This window comes from Desulfonatronospira thiodismutans ASO3-1 (assembly GCF_000174435.1).
Lineage (GTDB): Bacteria > Desulfobacterota > Desulfovibrionia > Desulfovibrionales > Desulfonatronovibrionaceae > Desulfonatronospira > Desulfonatronospira thiodismutans.
Map to the genome: position 1 here is coordinate 90,966 of NZ_ACJN02000005.1, position 20,856 is coordinate 111,821.

A 20,856-nucleotide genomic window follows, 5' to 3' on the forward strand; every position below is an offset into this window, starting at 1 on the left:
CAGGTTGTCAACAGTAAAAAGCCTGTTTTTTACTGACAAACCCTTTTTTTTATATTTTTTTTGTGAGGCTGTTTGACATTAAAGGAAAAAAGAAGTTGCAAGGCATCATTTTTAAAGCGCTACAAAAATTATCTTGATGTCTACATGGCAATGCACAGATTTACTGATTGCAGAGTAAGTTATCAATTACTTGCTGACAGCTGAATACAAAATCTAATAATTTCAAGTATTTACATTATGAGTTCTTATGTCCAGCTTATACTTAGAGAAATGATTTAACTCTGGTTATGCCCGAAGTCCTGAAGGACAGGATTTCATACAACCTCCCCCGGCCTTAAGAAGTATGGGAGTATGGGCGTATGGGCGTCAAGATATCTTCACGCCCACGCAAAATGACCGCAGGAGCGGTCGAAAAAAGTTCCCACGCAGAGCGTGGGAACGATAAAGGAGGGGAGTTTACTAAGACCAGACGTCAGAGGTCAGAGGTCAGTAAAAACAAAAAGCGCGGGTTATGCCCGAAGTCCTGAAGGACAGGATTTCATACAACCTCCCCCGGCCTTAAGAAGTATGGGAGTATGGGAGTATGGGCGTATGGGAGTATGGGCGTATGGGTTACGCCGTGCCTGTAATCCAGATGGGCAGGAGTAAGAAAAAGTTTCCAACATGTTTGTTTGAAATTTGTGCTAAGCCAGGCCGCTATAGTCATCTAATTCATCTTGAGGCACTCCCTGCACTTTAATGCCGACTGACTCCCCCCCTTCTGAAGAACGGGCCACAGCAGTGTCTGTGCCCGGCAAAAGCTTGTCCGGCCCCATATCCTCAGGATCCAGCCCACCATACACATATTCCTGATCTGTCAGGTATCCGTCACCCTGCACTACCGTCAAAGCCCAGTCAAAGGCAGTCGAATCCAGGGTGGCTGCTACCGGGTCGGCACCAATACTTCCAGTGTATGCACCCACAAACTGGTAGTCACCATTTACAGTCTCGCGGATAACCGGAGAGCCGCTGGCACCACCGGCAAAAGACATATCCTGAGAAAACTCCAGACCACCGCTTTCCTGGCCGTATTCATCATAGCCAGGGAGGTAATCTGTTGCAGTACCTTGAGCATTCCATTGAAAATAAATGTTATTGCCTCTATCGTCCTCACCCTGCTCAATATTTTCACTTGGGTATCCTGATATGGTTACAGAATCCCCCGTAACATCCCTGTCCGTCTCCTGTCCGGCATTCCAGAACCAGTCGAAGTGTTCCACTCCTTCTACCTCTCTATCCAGGGTGACTATGGCCATATCCGTATCCGGCCATGCCTTGCCCCATTCGTCTTTTTGCAGGTAGGCATGCTCACCTGCGTACTCGTTGCCGTCCTGCTCATCAAACAGGTTGCCTCCGTTACGTCCCAGAAAGAAATCGACAGCATTCAGCTCTGACAGGTCAGAGGCCCAGTCCTCATCATCTGTAATTACGTGAGCATTGGTCATTATATGCATGGGGCTGATTAAAAACCCAGTACCGGTGCCATACCAGCCCTCGTCATAACCATCGTGGTCTGCCACAACATGCCCGATCATGTCAAAAGGAGACTTGTCCGGATCCGACCACTGCCACTCAAAGTCACGGTCTTCTTCGTCTTCATACAGGCCGAAGGTTTTTACCTCCGAGACTGTCTCCCCGTCCTCCTCTACACTTACCTCGAGCTCCACAGCCCCTGGATCAAAAGCCAATGTATCTTCCAGGGTCCACGAGACCTCTTCCTCTGCTGGTACGCTATGATTGAGATCCACTCTCTCTGTTACCCCGGTTGTATCCTGGGTAACGGTGAATTCCACCTGCCCTGCATTTCCGGTATGTTCCACGGTAACATTGACATGTACACTGGAACCAGCTTCTCCAGCAGTAGATAAGCTATCTATCGTGACGGTCAGTTTTTCTATACCTCCCCAGTTGGGGTGCCATTCGTCTCTTCCTTCCAGGGGAGAACCTGTTGCAAAATCCCGGGGCTTTTCAGCTATGCCTGGAACCTGCCAGGCGGAAAGATCCTGCTCAAACAGCTTGGCGTTATATAACATCCAGCCCATGTCTTCCACGCTGGAGACATCCCAGTCTCCGATGTCCTGGTTGAATTCAGCTGATTCGAACATACCAAACATATTCGCAACGCTGGAGACATCCCAGTATCCGATATCCTTATTAAAATCCGAGCCATAGAAAAGACCCGACATATCCATTACCTGCGAGGTATCGATATTATACTCTGAATCCTCAAAGGTATATTCTACACCATTGTGCTCCACGGCATAAGAGCCATCTGCCACCGCATCCCGCAGCTCGTCTTCTGTGACTGTAGAAAAGGACTCAAAATTACCCATCTCCAAATGGTCCGGGTCGACTCCATCCAGCACAACCTTGCCGAAACCCTCACCGTCTTTATTTACAATATCTACTTGAGCATCAGTATCTCCATCATCTCCGAAATCCAGCTCCCACTCACCATCAGAGCTTGTCAGGATGTTATCCACACTATCCCAGGCCCAGCTTTTAGCTAATGCGGTAAAGTCGAGCCTGTCTGATCCCTCATCGGTTTTAAACCCGCTGATTACAATATCGCCTTCTTCATAGGCTATAGTAAACCGCCCTTCTTCTGACAGACCCAGCTGGTTTACCCCTCCTTTGCCAAGCTGAACATTGTATTCCTGCCCCTCGTAGCCCTTTAGTGAGAGTTTACCGGAAAAACTGTTGGCAGCTTTATCATTCAGGGTGATTTCCTGGCCATAGGATGATAACTTGACAACGATATCGTTAAAATCCATGTCCTGCTCGGTAAAGCGCAGAAAAACCTGTGTATCCTCGTGCAGAAGTTGGAAGTCAAAGGTATCCAGATTATTAGCCCCACCATCTGATGAAGCAACAAAATCCAGCTCCACTGAGGCATTTTCAGAACCCCACCAGACAGTAACCTCTTCTAAAGAAGACAAGTCAGTGTCCTCGTCACCAAACCCCTTAAATAACACTTCATTTCTTCTACTTAAATTTATGTGCAGGAATTCAAGTTTTTCAGCATCAAGCACGGTCACCTCATTAGTTCCAACAGCAAAAGAAAACTGAATAAATTCAGCATTACCTGCTGAAATGCTGTCAAACCCAGCCTCATCTCTAAAACGAAAGTGAATTCTTTCAGTCTCTAAGAGTTCAAGTTCGGCACCAGTAAACCCTGTATCGCTGTTAACCCGCACCTGGCGAGTACCAACCTGACTAAAATCCTGAGTCCCGTTATAGTTATTTACCTGCAGCGTACCTTGACCTGATATGTCTTCACCATTTGCCTGGTCTGCACTCAGTTCAAGCACTCCGTCTTCTTTAACCATAAAAGAATCCACATCAAGTATGGTGTCTGGGTGTACAGACAGTATTCCGCTATAGGTATCGCTGTTAACCCTCAGTGTTGCTATATTTTGCAGGCTGGACTCCTGGGTGAGATTAAGGGTCTGGTTTAGTAACGTACCGAACTCAAAGCTGAGGTCTGCGCCGTTCATGTCGAGATTTAAGGTCATATCTCGTGATTGGTGCTGGCCTATGTCTTTAGCGTGAATTACCAGTTCAGAATCTTTTGTGGTTCCTTTCACAGCAAGACTGTCGGCCTGATCGGATGAAATCTGCAAACTTACATCGTTTCCTTGAAAATCCACCTGGTTCAGTACTTGAGCCAGGGAAGAATGCGCATTGGAAAGGTCAGCGTCCTGCTGCACCAGAAGAGATAGTTTGCCTCCTTCATGACTCCTGGAATATTCAACGTCATCTCCGAAGTCCTGAACCTGTGAGGCGGTTAAATGCATGGTGGAATCAATAAACGTGAACAGATCAGCCGAACCTATTCTGATAACCTCAAGTCCCTGGATATCCATCCGGGTTAAGTCAACATCACCCTTGGCGGCATTGATGGATTGAAAGCCGCTTATTGAGCCCTGAGCGTAGACATCATAGAGGTAAATTGAATTGTCATCTCCTCCAGCAGAGCTTATATCCAGTTCAGCACGAGATTGTGAATTGCCAGCCTCGTAAATCCGGATATAATCCTCGCCTGTACCTCCGGTGAAGGAATAACTTGCGCCGCTTGCAGCCTTGTCAAGATAAGCACGGATATGGTTGTCCCCGGTCTGGGAACCTGTGGTCACTAAATTATCTGCACCTGATGCCGCCTCTACGTATAAAAACAAGCGTGAATCCAGTTCTGCAGCATCCACTGTGGTCTGATCGGCAAGGGTTAGATTCCCTCGAATGCTGCCAAGATGCACATCCCTGCTACCCTCAATGGAAACATTTGCTGCGTCTGCCAGGTCTATCCTGTCAGGATCAAACAGTGTATTGCCTCCACCGTATTCCGGGTCATCGTAGGTGGAGTTGATACGCAGATCCTGCAGTTCGTTGTTTGTAGCCACCTTAGAAATCGCAGCCCCATGCATGCTCAGCTCAAGGCTATCCAGATCGGAACTTGTCAATTCCATTTTATTATGGATAACAGAGCCGACCTCTATGGATCTCTCCTGAACCTGATCATCCAGAATCAGGGTATCTACATCGCCCTGCCAGATCTCTACGTCTTTATCAGCTCCTTCTACTGTTACTTCACTCTCCTCCCCGTTAAGGGCTTCACTGATTTCCTTATACTGATCCCCGGACAGGGTGAGCTTTGAGGCGTTTTGCAGATCCATGGTGTCAATGCCGGAGAACTCAGCCAGGTCCGTGAGGTCCCAGTGCTCGTCTGCATCTCCAAACCCTACCAAGTAAATACCCTCGACTCCAACTAAAGTGGACCCGGCGGTATGGCTGTCTTCAGCTATGGTTACTGAAGTCGGGTTTTTGTGTATAGGTGGTTCAAAGTATTCATCGTATCCGGATTCATTTGTAGTATCGAACCCGGATACTCTGGTTGTCAGGTCAGGTTCTAATTCCGCTATCTTACTCACCTCAAAATCCAGTTCATACTCGGCGTCTTCCTGCCACCACCATTCACCGGTTTCATTGCTTACCTGTACATAATATTCCCCGGGGTCCAGTTCTGTCTGGATGGAGTTTTTATCCGCCTTCACGGTTTGTAGAGAGTCCCCTTCATCACCCTCGCGCAAAAGATCCAGGGAAACATTTCCCGTGGCTTCGAGTCCTACTTCGGCATCCACGTCCAGCTCAAATTTATAGAAATGGTCTTCACCTGCAGGGACTTCTTCCTGGAAAGACTTGCCTTCTTCACTGACAGCCTCCCAGATATCTATAACCCTGGCTGCATCAGGATCCCGGCCCGGCTCATCCGGGCGTCCCGCTTCAGCAGTGTTCAGGCCCAGGCTGTATTCGGTCTTATCCTGCCACCACCACCTGCTATCCTGGTGCTCCACTACTACCTTGTACTCGCCGGCATCAAGTGAATCTTTTTGAAGAAAATCTTCACCTTCCTGCAACTTTTCGCCCTGGCTATCTTTGAGCGTTAAAGAGACACTGCCGGTTGCTTCAATATCAACTGCCCGGGCTTCATCCAGTTCAAACTGGTAATAATGACTGCCATCCCCGGGTTGTAGGGCAGCCTCCCTGTCTTCTTCAGGGACAAGATCAACTGCTTCATCAGGATCATCGGCAGGCAAGAAATCCAAGGGGGTAATATCCAGGTGGTATTCGGTCTTATCCTGCCACCACCAACTGCCGGCTTCATTTTCCACCTGGATGTAGTAACTCCTGCCTTCTTCAAGACCCCCGTAACGTATCCCCTGATCTCCATTGGCCAGAGTATTACCATCTTCATCCTGAAGCTCTACAGAGACATCGCCCTTGGTTACATGGATCTCCATAGCGGATTGATCGGCATCAAACTGGTAGTAATGGTACTCTTGAGGCGAGAGATGAAAAGCAAAGGACTTTTCCTGGGTTAATTCAATAAATCTGGCCTCATCTCGAGTGCCACCAGGATAATTCGTACCATCAGAACTCATGCTTACCTCCTTTAAGTCAGTGAATAGAATTGTGATTCTGGATTGCTATAGAATAGTCAGGATCAGTCCAGGGTGTTTTGCCGGTAAGCGCATTCCAGAACATCCGCAAGACCCTAATCTTCTCAGATGCAACTGCAAAAAGTCCTTCTTGCAGTTGCAGGAGACAGGAGACAGGGGTCAGGAGTCAATAAAAACAAAGAGTTAAAAGTTTGACTTATTGCTGAATTACTCATGATCCGACTTTTTGCAGGCGTATCTTCTCATGGTAAGAGGAGAAACGCAAGAACAACCTGTCTCCTTCCTTTGAGGCACAGCTTCGCCAGCTTCCTTTTTAACGCCGGCCTGAATCTGTATGAGGTTGGAAAGTTGCTGGGGCATACTTAGATGAGGACAACAATGAGACAAACCCTCCACACCACCAACGGGAGAGATGAAAAAAACGCAAGAAGAGACTGTCTTCTTCCTAAGGCGGCCTTTGCCCGCAACCCAATAAAGAAAAGAGCTATTTGACAGGATTAACAGGATTAAGAGATGGATTAAGAGAAAAATCATTTTGTCCTGGCCGGAAGCCAGGCCAAAAGGTTATCAATCGCCTTTGGCGATGGCTAATGCAATCTGCGGCTTCCGGCCGCTGATTGCTTATCCTGTCAATCCTGTTAATCCTGTCTAAATTTCTTGTTTTTTGTGACAGGGTCTGAGGAGTAAGCCACTAACAGCCCTTACAGATAATGAACCGGGATTTGAACAATATTTTCAGCCGGTTGCTGGATGGATGCGGCCCGGTTGACCACAATGCCGAACGGCGCGCCCGTGTCGTGGATGAAGTTCTTCAGCCCGCGCAAATCCTGTTGTTTCAGCGCCGAGTTCAGTTTGATCTCAATGGGTAACAGGCCGAAAAAGCCTTCCACCACCAGGTCGACCTCTGATTTATCCACGGTGCGGTAATAGAAAAACTCCAGGCCGGTTTCCATGGTGCAGTGCAGGCCGCGAATAATCTCCTCGGTAACAAAGCTTTCAAAGGAGTGGCCGGCCACCGGGTGAAGCAGCAGGGCGTCGAGGTCGGCAATCCGGAGCAGGTAATGCAGTATCCCCTGATCGCGGAAAAAGCCCTTGGCCGCCTTCTGTATTTTTTTCAGGGAGTTTTTTTCATAAGGGGGCAGATTGCGCCAAACAAAGGTTTGGTGGATGATGTCGAGGTAATCCTTGATGGTTGACACGCTTACCTCCAGGGAGCGCGCCATCTCGCTCATATTGAGTTGGTGGCCGGAAAATTGGGCGAGCAGGAGAAGGAATCGGCGAAAATTGTTGATGTTAAGCCGGGGAAACAGGCTCCGGATGTCCCGCGCGATGTAATCCCGGATGTAATTATCCATCCACAGTTTGTAGTAAGCGTGGTCTGCTGCCGCGTGAATGGCGGGTTCGGGGAACCCGCCCCGCAGCCAGACGCGGGCGCTTTGTTCCGGGGTGACGGTGGAGGAAAGGTCCGTCAGGGCCTGCATTCCCCTGTTGCTGACGATGGCATCGTACAGGGGCGAGAGGGGGCGCTGGAAAAGCTCCCCTTGCTTGAAAGGCCACATCTCGACGGTGGCAATCCTGCCGGCCAGGCTTTCGGTAATTCCCTTGCCGATCTCCGGTGAACTGGAGCCGGTAAGGAGAAAGCGGCCCTTGCGGTTGCGATCGGCATCGATCACGCCGCGCAATACCCTGAACAACTCCGGGTACTGTTGGGCTTCGTGGATAATGACCCGACCGGAGTTAATACTAAAAAAAGCCACCGGATCGGAGCTAATCAGTTGGTAATCGTTGGGGTTTTCCAGGTCGTAGTAGCGCCAGTCCGGCAGCAGTTTGCGGGCCAGGGTGGATTTGCCGCATTGCCGGGCACCGATTACTGCCACGGCGGGAAACAGCTTGAGTAGAGCGGCGATTTTATCTTCGAGATCCCGTTTTCTGTCCATGATATTTACATGTTAGTCGCAAATATCATGGGTGTCAAGATTGCTGGAAATACCCTGCTGATTACCCCCTGAATACTTACGTACTTCTATCCGGAAAAAAATTACCAACACTCCAAAACCCGTGTAACCATTCAGGGGGTCTTTGGTAGTGATTGCTGGCACCGGCCTGGGGACTGTCCCTCGCTAAGCACTAACTGAGCAGGTTCACAGTAAGCATTAAGGGGGTACACAGTTGCAGTCCCTTTGTCACAAGGCCTGGGGACTGTCCCCCGCTAAGAATATTTATGCAGATTCAAAAAAACCTGCTTCTGCAATTATTGTCTGGACAGTCAAAAGTTCTATCGCAACACCCTGAAATAGTAATGTTTTTTAAAAATCCAGCTGTCCAATTACATTTAGGAAATAACTATCTGAAATCACAAGTCTTTTGTCTTTAACAATTAACTGATAACTTTTAACTCTCCAGTTATTGTGTTTGTGCAGGAAAGGTATCGCGGGGACTGTCCCCAGGCCGGTATCTGCCCCCTGAATGGTTACGGTTCACACAACTTCGCGTTTGTCAGATTATTTTGTGCAGGAAAGGTGTCGCGGGGACTGTACCCAGGCCGGTTCCGGCACCCCCTGAATGCTTACACTTGATGGATTTAAGATTGCGTACGTTTTTCTCAGCAGGCATTAAAGTATCCACATATGCTGAAGGATAACCATAACTGTACATAACTGAGGCCAAGTCTCTGAAAACAGCAACTGCATGTTTTTATTGAGTTTAACCCTATAGAACAGCCCATTTTCACCCTTACAGGGGCAGAAAGTGACAGGTTATTACTTTTTATTGGCTTCGAGGGAACTTATTTTTGATGAGTTTTTAAAAAGGGTCTGCCCTCCAAGAGAACTGAACTGGCGCAAATACAGGCGTGCCAGCCGGCGCAGCGTGCTCAGTCGCATTTACCAGCTGGGACTGAGAGGCTTTTTTGAGTATGCCGACTACCTTGATGCCAACCCGCTGGAAGCAGCCTTCCTGCCAAATCTGCTCAAGGTCACTGTAAGCCGCTTTTTCCGGGAGACTGAACTCTGGGATCACCTGGCTGCAGACATACTGCCGGCAATGGCTGCTGCACATCCTGCCAGCCGCCCTCTTCAGGTGCTGCATATCGGGTGCTGCAACGGTGAGGAGCCTTACTCCGTGTCCCTATTATGGAAAAATGAAATAGAACCGGTATTTCCAGGGGCGAGGATATCAATCACCGCCATGGACATTGACCAGACTTGCCTGGACCGGGCAAGGCAGGGCTGGTACCCTCGAAAAACCCTGCGAGAAGTACCTGTCGAGCTGCAGAAAAAATGGTTTGAGCCGGAAGATGGCGGCTGGCGGCTGGACGAAGAAATAAGGAGCATGGTCAATTTCACAAAGCTGGACCTGCTGAAAGACCATCTGCCCGGGCAGCAGGATATGGTATTCTGCAGATACCTGGTCTTTACATATTTCCAGGGTAAAAGGCGCAGGGAAATGGCCCGCAAAATTTCAGAGTGCATAAATCCCGGCGGACTGCTCATCCTGGGCAGGAAAGAATCCATAGGCTCACAGGAACAGGACCTGTTTACTGCTGTCCACCAGAACTTGAAGATATACAAAAATGAGCGATGATAACGTTAGAGTTCAGGGGGAACTCAGTTGTAGTCCCTGGCACCAGGTCTGGGGACTGTCCCCCGATAAGCACTAACTGTGGTAAAGCAGAGCACTGATGAAAGGAATCGACCAAAACTTTTACAGACGCCTTGTCGCACGCGACGGGAGCATTAGAAAACAAGTACTTGCTGGTCTCAAAGACCTGGCCTATACTCAGGTTAGCGCTCACAAATGTCCCAGTTCTTCAGTTCTCTTGCAATAAAGGGCCGGAGAAGCGAAGAAATTCATCACCATTGACGTTTGTCAGGAAATGAATACATTGACTACATGTATTCACAAGAGGAGACTAAAAAAATGCCTACTTCTGTCCGATTGCCAAACGAATATGAGCAAAGACTGGATTATCTGGCCAAGCAAACGGGGCGCTCCAAAGCGTTTTATATCAAACAACTCATCATGGACCACCTTGATGACCTTGAAGATGTTTACTTGGCTGAACAAAGGCTGGAACAATTGCGGCAAGGCAATGATGAACTAATAAAAGGAGATGAGTTCTGGAGCGGATTAGATGTGGACGATAAAGTATCTTAAATCCGCTCGGAAAGATGTCCAAAAAATTGACCCTCAAATCCGTAAGCGAGTCCGGGAATATTTGGAGCAACGGATTGCCAGGCTTGAGAATCCACGTCAGCTTGGTGAGCCACTAAAAGGACAGTTGACCAAGCTATGGCGTTACCGAGTTGGAGACTACCGGATTGTTTGTGAACTGCGAGATCACGAGCTGATCGTGATTGTGGTTCGCATAGGACATAGAAAAAATGTGTATAAAAACTACGACCTTGAGCTATAGCAATATAAGGATCTTCCCCCACCACATCATTCCATGATGCGGGCACCTGCCTCAATTGCTCCGACGAATCATAAAAATATACGCGATGTTTTCCCCAGGATTTACGGTAATCCATGAACTCAAACTCACAGCCGCCAAGTGAATGGAAAGGATGGTCAAACGGAAAGTTCTGCTCTGAAGGTCTTCACTTGTCGTAGTTGATGGATGTGCCCAATCTCTTCATGGAATACAAACCCTCCACCCCGCCAATAGAAGTAAATTTCCGCTCGTCCTTGGAGCCAAGCAGGTGCTTGACCTGGTCAAATATTTACCCCGTAAAATTTCTTCCCATTTTACAGGGGCTTCCTGCACAAAATCCTTCCCGCCGTTAACCCCGGAATCTGTAAAATACCGGCATCTGTACCTGAAGCGTTCTACCCTGGAAATCTTGTAGCCTTTTTTCCTGGCTTTTTCCACAACCTTTTGATCAATTGTCTTGCCCTTTCCAGCGTCTACTGCTCCGGTCTCGTAAACAAACTGCCTGTATTTGCGGACTATCTCTTTGGGGTCCAGCTCGTTCCATTCCTTGAGCCCGAAATCAATGTCCAGCAAACCGTCCTAGTTTCCGGTCTGGGCATGATACCCAATAGAACTCCAGCGGTAATTCTCAGGAAGAGCCATCCACTTGCTCTATTCAAGGTTTATGCCAGTACCGATACCAGGCAGGGCCAAGTACCTGTAAGGTGCGCCTCGGGTAACCATTCAGGGTCTCCTCGGTGTTGATTACTGGCACAAGGCCTGGGGACTGTCCCTCGCTGTGTAGGTCTGTGCAGGATCACGGAATTTTGCGCTTATAATTTGGGTGCGGCTCTTTTTCGACAGCCAAGTTTAAGCTTCCCCATGACTGATTCTTACAAATTTTAAAATCCAGCTTGTTGGTTATTTGATTTTTTTCAGATGACCATCCTTGCGAGGATGCCGGGTTGAGATGGTCTTTGGCACGATGCCGTTTTTGTAGAGACTTTCATGGTTGCGCTTATACTCGCATTTTTCATGAAACTCCCAGTATTCGTCAAAGTCATGGCTGCAACGCAGGGCGCGCAGCTTCAGAACTGCTTCTGCGCCTTCCAGGCTCCAGCGTGCACCGGTGTCTTCCATCCTTTTCTTGACCAGATGCTTACAGGCCCCTTCGATGACTCCGGTTGCAACAGGCAGACCGAGACAAAGATACCGGTCGTATCGGAGGTAGGCTTTGTTATTGAGCAGGTAATCTGCGCATTTATCTATTGGGATACGGGACTTTGAACTCAGTTTCTGCAAGGTAGCGCTACGGCGAATCCCCCCTGCAACGTATCCGGCCTTACCGCGAAGGACTTCCAGAAATTGAGCTCCGCATCCATTGGGTGCAGGCTGTTCTTGCCTTCCTGGCCGTATCCAGCCCTCTCCACCCTGAGCTTCCCAAACACAGTCTCAATATTACGGCCATGGTTCCGGATATTGTTGCGTTGCTCTGAATCACTGTCCACTACCGGAACAGCAGCCTTGCCGGGACTGCGCGTGTGCAGATGATCCTGCAGAAGTTGACGCATCAACTCACGGCCTCGTTTCTCCAGTTCCCGCTCCAGTTCACTATGGGTCATGGTATGTGCCTCCGGTGAATCAAGGTAACCCAACACATGTTTTTCAAAACATTGCCTGGACTCTCCATATACCCCCTGCCCGGCACGAATGGGAGACAATGCCTCGGCTGCCTGCATCATGACTGGCCTCCTTTCCCTGCAAGTCTGGTTACAGCGTTCTTGACCAAGGGAAGGACCAGCACCTTTTTAACTGCTGCGCCATGACGTTTGCAAGCTCGATCCGTACGGCCCCTGCCACTGGTATCACCAAGCAATTTCCAGTTGGAAGCCAGATAGCAACCCCCAAAAAACGCTGCCTGTCTACAAGAGTCTCCACAAGCAATGGTTCAAGACCATATCGCTCAAACCAGTCCACACTAAGATGCTGCAACGCCCTGGACAAAGCCATGCTCGCCAGATTCTTTATCCTGGCCAGGATCAGAAAACGGCTGTTGTTGACCACATGCTGCAAGCGCTTTGAACGCGTGCTGTCATCCCAACCAATCCACTGATCACGCACCTTTATTCGCCAGGCCGGACTGGAAAACTGGACGCAGGCCACCAACTCCCTGCGTGGTCGGCCAGTATGTATCAAATATTGCAACCGTGCCCCGTAGGGCATCTGACAGTTGCCCACACATAACCCCACTACGAGCGGGGGAAGCCTCATTGAAATAAATCGATCACATTTTCAACAAGCGTAATACTTTTGATGTTTTTATGTTATATTCTTGTCACTTATTTAGCATACGAGTGTAGTATTTATAGCACTTGATAAGAATTTCAACCGCTCTTCGCGGTTAAAATAAATTTTGGGGTCAAGTGTGGGCAACTGTCAGGGCGTATATGGCATGATCAGTTTTACCCTGCCTGACAAAAAAAGCCCCTGACTTAACCAGGAGCTTTACCAGTTCAGTGCTGGACATGGAAGGAATCTTAGGCACAGCTGCCTGCCTCGTGAACTTCCAGCAGAGTATACTTTCCTGAAGGCTGGGTACTGGACTCAAGTTCGGTGTCATTTAAGAACTCAATGAATTCCTGGATCGGCATAGGTTCGACAACTGTCTCCGGGCTGCTTGAGAGTTCCTCAAGATAGGACTCTATAGCTTCCCTGAGATTTCTTTCAACCTCAGCCAAATCCGCTCCCTGAGCAACAAGGTTTAGCTCCAGACAGACTGCGATATATTCAGAGGAACTTTTTCTCACTATGGCTGTATATTTTTCATGCATGATGTGCTCCGTAGGTTGGTCCCAGCATTTCAACATCACTCCACCCCATAGTCAAGATCAGTCCAGGGAGTTTTGCCGGTCAAGGGAAACAAAGCGCTTTGCCTGGCAAAGGAGTAAGAGCTTGGCTTCTGCCAGCGTTTGTCGGCGTGGGTTTTGGGCAGGTGATGGGTTTCATTTAAACAGCTACAGCGTCTCTGATAACTGAAAAATCCAGCTTTCCCAGCGGGTCTTTTTGGGTCCTCTCAGAGGCGTCAAGTATCTCTATGGATACAATTTTGCCATCTTTGCCGTAATCAATAACAACTCCGTTAACCTCTAGAGAATCCACAATGGGCTCCCCTGGGAGAAATTCTATATTCATCAGATCGTGCTTTGAATCATACTCAATCTTCATGCTGCTGTTCCTCCCAATACCTGGAGACCTGGGACGTAAAATAACCTGTAATCACAGTAAGTTGATTGTCCTCTTCCTCGTATACCACCCTGAGCAGATAAATAGTGTCATCAAAAAAATATTTACGTTGAGCTACAGCTCTACCCTTTGTCCCCTCAACCAATTGATCAGGTTCTTGTATAGTTTCAAAAACCATACTTTCGTCAACACCACGTTGGGAAAGCTTTTTTCGGGCAATAGGAATAATGGTAACCGGCTTTGGACTCATTATCTCATATTTTATGCATTCTTCCGGCAATTGGCAAGGAGCTGCTTACTCCCTCCTTATTTCGTAGTCAGGGTCGGCCCACGGGGTTTTGCCGGTAATAGCATTCCAGAGCATCCGCAAGGGTCCGGTGTTCTCATGGTAAAAAAGCCAGCAGAGCTTCCTCCACAGGCCTTAATCAATTACTGATACTTCACCTTCTAATTCAGATCCTTCAGGCTACCACCCAGAGCCCGCATGAAGTTTGCCGCCTGGTTCGAAGGAGTAATCAGAGTCCCTGAGTAAAAAGCCAGCAGATTTATCCCCTACCGGTTGCACTGATTATAATAGCGAAATTATATGCTAAGATAAAGATTTCGTAACCATTCAGGGGGGCTCGGTGGTGGCTACTGGGATCAGGCCTGGGGACTGTCCCCGCTAAGTACTAACTGTGCAGGTTCACAAACTTAGTGTCTACAATTTTTGTATTTGTGCGAAAAAGGTGTCGCGGGGACTGTCCCCGGGCCGTTTCCTGCGCCCCCTGAATGGTTACAAGATTTCTACTCCTGCAATAGATGGTCAAGGCTAAATTCATGTCTATGATCCACAGCTCTCTCTACAGCTTGGTCCAGCTCTTTGATAAAATCTTCAAGGCACTCTGAATATTTTGCCTTTTCGATTAAGAAGTTTATTTCTCCCAAATCCCTAACTTTTTCAATCTTTTCTTGGATTGAGCAGTCTTTTGTCTCAAATAAAATATCAATAAGATAGTTCAACCTGACTGATTTGTATACCACAAGAAAAGCACCCGCTTTTATAACATTGGCACCTGTCATTGTTTTTTTTAAATACCTGACTAATTCCTTTTTATCATACAGTTTAAAGGTCATTAAAAACAAATCTTCGATGCGCTCGTCTAAATCCATAGTCATTATAGCTGCTTCTATCTCAATCTCAAGATGTCCAAACCTCTTTTTGAAAATTGAAAAAATCATAGATAATTTCTCATTTATTAATCCTTTAAATCTTCCTGATTGATAAAAACCATTAGGGTGATTTATTGCGTATTCATACCCTTCTCTTCTATACATATCCTCATCGCTTAAATGGTCGTGAATAGAACTATTTATAACTTCTATATTTTTTGTTTCATATGATAATTGGATCATTTCTCTCAGGAACAGTTTATTTTTTATATATCTTATTTTTTGGTTTATATTTTTATCAACTTCATTAAATTGATATTTCATAGATTCAACAAGCATGTCTTGTAAAGCCTCAATTCTGCCATCCCGATTCCCTGATTCAATGTATTTTTCTTTAATTTCCTCAGCACCTTGCGCAAAACCTTCCTTCTTCAACTCTTCTATACGTTTTCGATCAATCACCATAGCTAATTCCTTGGTCAAATTTCATGCACTTACCGAAATAAATCTGCTTGACAAACCTGCAAGTCAAGCTTAAACTATTCTTAAAATCATCCCCAAGGGTAAAACCTTGGCTCACGTCGGGTTGCGATCCGGCGGGTTTTTTATTTTTATACCCACCAACAAAATTACATACCTTGTAGACAGCTTTAATTTACAGCCAACCTATCCACCAGTCATCGGTTTTCTTTATTACTGCTCTGTAATGCATCATGCGGCTTCCAGGTCGTGAACCTTTATTTCTACACGAAGACCCGCAGTTACAGCCATGTTTACAAGGGAGTCCAGGCTGAAAAGGTTTATTTTTCCCCGTTTAAGATCGGATATGCGTGGCTGGGTGACCCCAAACAAGCTTGCCGCCTGGGACTGGCTGATTTCATTACGCTGAATATGTTCGCTGATAGCCATCATCAGAACAGAGCGAAGCTTCATATTTTCAGCTTGTTCGGGTGTATTTTCAATGGCATCCCAAACGCTTTCAAAATGGTTATTGCTCATTGTTTCCTCTCCTGCAGCAATTCACGGTAGCGGTTTATCGCCAACTGAAGGTCCTTTGGTAATTTTCACAGCAAGCCTACTGAGGCTTTCCACTGCTCATTCTTCTCTTCAGCTAGCATCTTAAGCCTTGCCTACAGAGTTGAGGGCATCGACACAATCACTTGAGCAGTTGACATCCAAAATGCTCACAGAAATGCTTTTTAACCCGCTCATACACTTCTGAATGTAACGCTCCGAATCGACCAACGAAAAGACCTGCATTTAATGTGTAGACCTTATCCAGCCTGACCCAGCTGGGCTTCGGCAGTACACCTTCCACAAAGCATTCATTGTCGAGCGGGAATGCCGCATGATGAGGAGGGCTTGAAGTAATGGCAAGGCATACCATATCTTCAAAAGTGTCTGGAGGGGTAAGCGCAAGGACAGGTCTTTTCTTGCTTGCCTGCATGCTGGAGAAAGGAAAAGGCACCAGCAAAACTTCACCTGGTTGGTACATTGTTCCAGGCTTCGTCTTCTTCATTGCTCCATATTTGTTCCATACTGAATAACTGGGCTTTCAACAAACTGTCCTGCTCCGCCTTGTGCTTCAAAAAGTAAGCATAGTTCAGGACTTCCCTTTGAAGCGGCTCAGGAAGCTGCTTTATCTCGTTAATTACAACTTCTGTCGTGTTCATAGCGGACCTCCTTTTCTACACTTAATAACTAATACCCTGGTTTGCAACCCTTTCCCACCTCATAGTCAGGATAAATCCAGGGAGTTTTGCCGGTAAGCGCATTCCAGAGCATCCGCAAGGCTCCGGTGTTCTCATGGTAATGTTCATAGCAGGCCTGCAGCTCGTTGATAAAACCTGTCAGCCCCTCCATTGGTGTAAAGGTCCTGTCCATAATGGTGACTGGCTTATGGTTGAGCTTGACTATCTCTTCTTTAGCTTCTTCTAAGTTCGGGTATTTCTTCAGGGTAGAGAGTCCCTGGTTAATTCTTTTACGGATCTGCTTGGGGTATTCATCAGAAAAAACAAAGTGGCCTTCAAAACGCTTAGTAAGAAGTGTTTGATTAAGAGTGATGCTCATTAAAGTATTTTCGTAAAGCTCGGTTAACTGATTCTGAATCAGGGAAAAATTTAAACAGATCAGGTTCAATATACACTAGATTTGTCCTCTCTTCACGATATTTTTTGGCAAATTTACCACGTTCTCCTGACTTGATAAGTTCCGAGGGGTATTCGGGGCGTAAGGTGTCGTTATGATTCATATGCTGTTCGCTCCTTGCGAGTCATTTGTCTGGCTGATATAATTCTAATTGTTCCTGTGCACTCAGTAAACGATACTACCAAACTTCTTCCTTTTGATGTTGTACCGAAAAGCAGGTAGCGGTCTTCCTCAACCGAATGATCGGGATCCGATACGCAGGATGAGAAAACATCACCAAAAACCTCAGTGGCTTCGACGAATGAAACTCCGTGTTTTTTAAAGTTTGACCTGTCTTTTGTATCATCCCAAGTGAAATCCACAGCTAAACACTTCTCTTCTCATGGTTATATGTAAGGGTGTCGGGTACATCCTCAATGGCGTTTTTCGATATAGCGGTATAGTATTTGGGCTGAACTGATGAGGGCATAATATATCGTTTGATAAAATATCTTAATGATTGCTCCCGGATAGCTGCCACTGTCTGGCTAAAAACTATTTCTGGCACCCTTATAGCAAAATATTAACCTTTTTGCTGCAGTCTGTAAAGGTAAGAAAGGGGATATCAACTATAAAAAAATTAGACCTTCAGGCTTTGCCCAACCTTTTCAAAGAGTAAATCCCTTCAACCCCGCCAATCGACGTAAATTTCCTTGTATCCTTGGAGCCAAGCAGGTGCTTGACCTGGTCGAATACCTCTTGGACAAAGTCTTTTCCGCCGATAACCCCGGAATCTGTAAAATACCGGCATCTGTATCTGAAGCGTTCTACTCGGGATATCTTGTAGCCTTTTTTTCTGGGTTTTTCCACAACCTTTTTTTCAATAGTCTTGCCTTTGCCTGCGTCTACTGCTCCGGTTTCATATACGAACTGTCTGTATTTGCGGACAATCTCCTTGGGGTCCAGTTCGTTCCATTCCTTGAGGCCAAAATCTATAGATAAGAATCCGTCTTTGTTTCAGGTCTGGGTATGGTAGCCGAGTGAACTCCAGCGGTAATCCTCCGGTTTCTTAACAATACCGGCACGGATAGGGTTTAAGTCCACATAAGCCAGCATATTAACCAGAGTGCTTCCTTCCTGTACAATCATACTCTTAAACCGGCCACCCCAAAAGAAACCCTGCCGCCTGTGCTTTTTATTATAATACCTGGTTCACCCGGTTAAATCCCCCGCACAAAAAATGAGATTGCTAAAAATAGAAGGAGGTTACATATGGGGAGGTATTATATGGAGTGTAAGAAGGGTGATGTGCGGGGGGCTGCTACCGCAGCATTTAACCGGGTAAAGATCTGCTTGATGTCCTTCACATAGGCCCCAAGGCTGCAAAGCCTCTTCTTGACCTCAGCCATCCGGTCAGCAGGCATCTCGACCTTGTCACCATAATAGTTCTGCCACCGCTTGATAATGTCTGAATTGGAAATTTCATCCTCGTGGTGCATCCGGGCTACTAAGTGGAAATGATTGCCCATAATGGCAAATCCCAGCACGTCAACAAAGTAAAGCCTGCTCAGTCTTTTGATAAGCCCCAGCAGGTAGTCTTTGTCAGTGTCTTTAATAGGTAGTCCGGGCAGGGCAGTACGGGATATGACGTGGTAGACGGTGGCTTGGTCATTGCGGATAAAACGGGCTATGCGGGGTATAAGATACCGCCCTTAAGGCTGGTGGTTGAGCTGTTGAAAAAATGGATAGCATAAGCTCTTCTTCATTTCCCATGGAACACTGTCCACTTTGCTGTGGAATGCTGTCCGTTTTCCCGTGGAATACGCATGCTCTTTTATCCGGAGATACTCATTGGGTCTTAAGTGCTGTACGTCTTCCACTTTCAGGCGCAGCAGATCCCCGATGCGCAGTCCGTTGTTTATGCCCATGGTGAACAGGAGCAAATCCCTGGGGCTATCTTTGAGAAGCTTCTTTATGGCCTTGATGTCTTCAAGCCTTCTTATGGGCTCGACCTTGATAGAACTGCCTTTGGTGGGATGGTTTGTTTTCATGTCTTGGGTTATACAAACTGTGCTTAGTTATTGCCAAAAAACTTGACGTAATCTTTAGATTGTGAAGGTGGGTGTGAAAGTGATTAGAATTAACTGCTTGTTATCATTGTATATTTGAGGAAGTTTTTATCGAATGTCAATTTTATCAAAAGTTGGCATTTAGTCCTGTTCCCCTGCCACCTAATAATTCTCCTTGCCTACCTGAAGACTATGCCTTATTCTTCCCTTATGAGTGATACAAGCAAATACCACGATCACACTTTCAGGGCGATACTGGGACGAGAACCCGTGGCAAGGGATTTCGTAAGGTATCATCTGCCGGAAGAGATAACCAGGGACATGAACCTGGATACTGTCAAGGTGTCCTCCAGGTCATATGTCAGCGACAATCTCAAGGAGAGCATGACCGATATCGTGATCACCCTGCAGCTCAATACTGGAGAGCCCGCTGAAATATACATATTGGTAGAGCACAAGAGTGATCTGGATGCCTGGACCAAGATCCAGCTATTCAAATACATGAACGAAGTCTGGCAGAGCTTTATCCAGAAGAAAACCGGAACTCTGCCGATCATAATTCCTTTGGTTTTTTATCACGGAACAGCCAGGTGGAATTATAGCCTGGAGTTTTCTGACCTCTTTAATCTACCGTCTGAGCATTACAGGAAATATATTCCGAATTTTGAACATCTCCTGCATGAAGTCCCGGAAATCAATAAGAAGAAGGCCAAGACCTCCATTACCCTTGAGGTTTTTCACCAGGTCCTTGAATACATATTTTATCCGGAAAAAAGAGATCAGATATATGAAGCTTTAGAGCTGTTGTTTAAAGGTTTGGATGCCAAAGAGGCTCATGAAATCTTTGCAATTTTGATCAAGTATTTGCTTATAGCCACAGATGAAACGCCCGAAGAGGCAGAAGAGAAGGTCAAACATCTTCCCAAAGGAGGAGAAACCGTGAGAACCACAGCAGAAGTATTGGAAGAACGAGGTTACAATAAGGCCATTAAGGAAAAACCTATATGGGAAAGACAGGCAGAGCTAAAAAACGCTAAAGAAACCCTCATAGATGTAGCCACAGAAGCATACGGTCCCTTACCTGGCTCACTCTACGAGAAAATCAAGTCCATTCAATCTCTGGAGAACTTAAGGGCTCTAAACAGAAAAGTGATCAGAACCCAGTCCCTCGAAGAATTTACCGAACTCGTAAACAGAGCAGCACAGAATTGACCTCTAACCTCCTTGGTTCACCAACAGGCCACGCTGATTCAGTAGGTGTGGCCTTTTTTTGTCCTTCCAAATTATACTCCTGCATCTATTTATTGAAGTAGATCGTTTAGGTCATGCCTGGGGCAACACCAACACAATCCTCGACGAAGCCAGGAATGCTGATGAACTGGATATTGATGAACTCTTCAGCTGGAATGTGGTGGATACAGCTGAAAATATTCTGGATGTCGTCGACGAACAGATAATTGAAGATGCTAAAGCGGGCCATGCCCGCAACCCAAAGAAGAAAAGAGTTTTTTGCCCACCCCAGTTGAATGGAAGACCCAGTTGAATGAGAAGAAATTCAACCGGGCAGGAATTCAACGGGGCAGGCAGATCACACCCAGTGAAATCCGCTGCGCTGAGACTTCGTCTATTTCATAAGGAGGTTCGAGGTTAGTTCTGTGCTGCTCTGTTTACGAGCTCGGTAAATTCTTCGAGGGACTGAGTCCTGTAAACCTTTCTGGTTAAAGTCCGCAGGTTATCTATGGAGTTTATAGACTTGATTTTATCCTGGAGAGAATTTGGTAAAGGTCCGTGGAAGTCTCCAGCCACATCTATGAGGTTTTCACGGGCATATTCAAGCTTAGCGTGCTTTTCCCATTTA

At 46.7% G+C, this 20,856-nt stretch carries 21 protein-coding genes and 5 pseudogenes; 5 read left to right on the forward strand and 21 right to left on the reverse strand.

The window, feature by feature from the left end; all coding sequences use genetic code 11:
- Positions 1-683: 683 nt before the first annotated feature.
- A complete protein-coding gene (locus DTHIO_RS20195) occupies positions 684-5,978 on the reverse strand; it encodes a BspA family leucine-rich repeat surface protein (RefSeq protein ID WP_008871884.1) in 5,295 nt (1,764 codons plus the stop codon).
- Positions 5,979-6,697: 719 nt separating this feature from the next.
- Positions 6,698-7,933, reverse strand: coding sequence for an ATP-binding protein (locus DTHIO_RS19220; protein WP_008871885.1), 1,236 nt, complete (start codon positions 7,931-7,933; stop codon positions 6,698-6,700).
- 832 nt (positions 7,934-8,765) lie between these two features.
- On the opposite strand from DTHIO_RS19220, the gene DTHIO_RS19225 reads away from it, so the two are divergent.
- The 3 genes from DTHIO_RS19225 (at position 8,766) to DTHIO_RS19235 (ending at position 10,410) form a co-directional block, all read left to right on the forward strand.
- Positions 8,766-9,578 carry a CheR family methyltransferase gene (locus tag DTHIO_RS19225; RefSeq protein ID WP_144311586.1) on the forward strand — a complete coding sequence of 271 codons (813 nt, stop codon included), beginning with the start codon at positions 8,766-8,768 and terminating at the stop codon, positions 9,576-9,578.
- Positions 9,579-9,914: 336 nt separating this feature from the next.
- Entirely contained in the window at positions 9,915-10,151 is a 237-nt protein-coding gene (relB, locus tag DTHIO_RS19230; RefSeq protein WP_008871887.1) for a type II toxin-antitoxin system RelB family antitoxin, read from the forward strand.
- Positions 10,129-10,410 (forward strand): type II toxin-antitoxin system RelE family toxin, encoded by a 282-nt coding sequence (locus DTHIO_RS19235; protein WP_008871888.1) that lies wholly within the window; start codon positions 10,129-10,131, stop codon positions 10,408-10,410. Before relB ends, DTHIO_RS19235 begins: the two co-directional genes overlap by 23 nt.
- Positions 10,411-10,444: 34 nt before the next feature.
- Here DTHIO_RS19235 and DTHIO_RS22595 read toward each other — a convergent pair.
- The 18 genes and pseudogenes from DTHIO_RS22595 to DTHIO_RS19310 all read right to left on the reverse strand — a co-directional run.
- A pseudogene (locus DTHIO_RS22595) lies at positions 10,445-10,525 on the reverse strand (hypothetical protein); the annotation flags it as partial.
- A 69-nt stretch (positions 10,526-10,594) separates the two neighbouring features.
- A pseudogene (locus DTHIO_RS19240) lies at positions 10,595-11,061 on the reverse strand (hypothetical protein); the annotation flags it as partial.
- A 267-nt stretch (positions 11,062-11,328) separates the two neighbouring features.
- Positions 11,329-11,769: pseudogene (locus DTHIO_RS19245) on the reverse strand (hypothetical protein); the annotation flags it as partial.
- The gene (locus tag DTHIO_RS19250) at positions 11,697-12,149 is read right to left on the reverse strand and encodes a hypothetical protein (RefSeq protein ID WP_040419534.1); all 453 of its coding nucleotides are present in this window, start codon (positions 12,147-12,149) and stop codon (positions 11,697-11,699) included. The gene DTHIO_RS19250 and the pseudogene DTHIO_RS19245, both read right to left, overlap by 73 nt.
- Positions 12,150-12,177: 28 nt before the next feature.
- A complete protein-coding gene (locus DTHIO_RS19255) occupies positions 12,178-12,678 on the reverse strand; it encodes a Druantia anti-phage system protein DruA (protein WP_008871889.1) in 501 nt (166 codons plus the stop codon).
- Positions 12,679-12,826: 148 nt separating this feature from the next.
- Positions 12,827-12,952, reverse strand: a complete 126-nt coding sequence (locus tag DTHIO_RS22790; RefSeq protein WP_279614637.1) for a type II toxin-antitoxin system HicA family toxin — start codon at positions 12,950-12,952, stop codon at positions 12,827-12,829.
- Positions 12,945-13,238, reverse strand: a complete 294-nt coding sequence (locus DTHIO_RS19260) for a type II toxin-antitoxin system HicB family antitoxin (protein ID WP_008871890.1) — start codon at positions 13,236-13,238, stop codon at positions 12,945-12,947. The genes DTHIO_RS22790 and DTHIO_RS19260 overlap by 8 nt, the downstream gene beginning before the upstream one ends.
- Positions 13,239-13,413: 175 nt before the next feature.
- A complete protein-coding gene (locus DTHIO_RS19265; protein WP_008871891.1) occupies positions 13,414-13,632 on the reverse strand; it encodes a DUF2283 domain-containing protein in 219 nt (72 codons plus the stop codon).
- Positions 13,622-13,900, reverse strand: coding sequence for a hypothetical protein (locus tag DTHIO_RS19270; protein WP_008871892.1), 279 nt, complete (start codon positions 13,898-13,900; stop codon positions 13,622-13,624). Before DTHIO_RS19270 ends, DTHIO_RS19265 begins: the two co-directional genes overlap by 11 nt.
- A 536-nt stretch (positions 13,901-14,436) precedes the next feature.
- Positions 14,437-15,285 carry a hypothetical protein gene (locus DTHIO_RS19275; protein ID WP_144311583.1) on the reverse strand — a complete coding sequence of 283 codons (849 nt, stop codon included), beginning with the start codon at positions 15,283-15,285 and terminating at the stop codon, positions 14,437-14,439.
- Positions 15,286-15,513: 228 nt separating this feature from the next.
- Complete coding sequence (locus tag DTHIO_RS19280) at positions 15,514-15,801, reverse strand: helix-turn-helix domain-containing protein (RefSeq protein WP_008871894.1); 288 nt, start codon at positions 15,799-15,801, stop codon at positions 15,514-15,516.
- A gap of 157 nt (positions 15,802-15,958) precedes the next feature.
- A complete protein-coding gene (locus tag DTHIO_RS19285; protein ID WP_153305080.1) occupies positions 15,959-16,321 on the reverse strand; it encodes a type II toxin-antitoxin system PemK/MazF family toxin in 363 nt (120 codons plus the stop codon).
- A complete protein-coding gene (locus DTHIO_RS19290) occupies positions 16,281-16,475 on the reverse strand; it encodes a DUF2281 domain-containing protein (protein ID WP_008871896.1) in 195 nt (64 codons plus the stop codon). Before DTHIO_RS19290 ends, DTHIO_RS19285 begins: the two co-directional genes overlap by 41 nt.
- 28 nt (positions 16,476-16,503) lie before the next feature.
- The gene (locus DTHIO_RS19295) at positions 16,504-16,872 is read right to left on the reverse strand and encodes a hypothetical protein (protein WP_008871897.1); all 369 of its coding nucleotides are present in this window, start codon (positions 16,870-16,872) and stop codon (positions 16,504-16,506) included.
- A gap of 170 nt (positions 16,873-17,042) precedes the next feature.
- A complete protein-coding gene (locus DTHIO_RS23060; protein WP_008871899.1) occupies positions 17,043-17,312 on the reverse strand; it encodes a BrnT family toxin in 270 nt (89 codons plus the stop codon).
- A 265-nt stretch (positions 17,313-17,577) separates the two neighbouring features.
- Positions 17,578-18,141: pseudogene (locus DTHIO_RS20785) on the reverse strand (transposase); the annotation flags it as partial.
- Between the two features lie 131 nt (positions 18,142-18,272).
- A pseudogene (locus tag DTHIO_RS20790) lies at positions 18,273-18,629 on the reverse strand (transposase); the annotation flags it as partial.
- A 12-nt stretch (positions 18,630-18,641) separates the two neighbouring features.
- On the reverse strand, positions 18,642-18,980 hold the full coding sequence (locus DTHIO_RS19310) for a site-specific integrase (RefSeq protein WP_435050725.1): 339 nt from the start codon (positions 18,978-18,980) through the stop codon (positions 18,642-18,644).
- A 228-nt stretch (positions 18,981-19,208) separates the two neighbouring features.
- Between DTHIO_RS19310 and DTHIO_RS19315 the strand changes: the two genes are divergently transcribed.
- On the forward strand, positions 19,209-20,210 hold the full coding sequence (locus tag DTHIO_RS19315) for an Rpn family recombination-promoting nuclease/putative transposase (protein ID WP_008871900.1): 1,002 nt from the start codon (positions 19,209-19,211) through the stop codon (positions 20,208-20,210).
- A gap of 58 nt (positions 20,211-20,268) precedes the next feature.
- On the forward strand, positions 20,269-20,541 hold the full coding sequence (locus DTHIO_RS19320) for a hypothetical protein (protein ID WP_040419546.1): 273 nt from the start codon (positions 20,269-20,271) through the stop codon (positions 20,539-20,541).
- 104 nt (positions 20,542-20,645) lie between these two features.
- Here DTHIO_RS19320 and DTHIO_RS21765 read toward each other — a convergent pair.
- A partial coding sequence (locus DTHIO_RS21765) for a hypothetical protein (RefSeq protein WP_040419549.1) occupies positions 20,646-20,856 on the reverse strand: 211 nt, incomplete at its 5' end.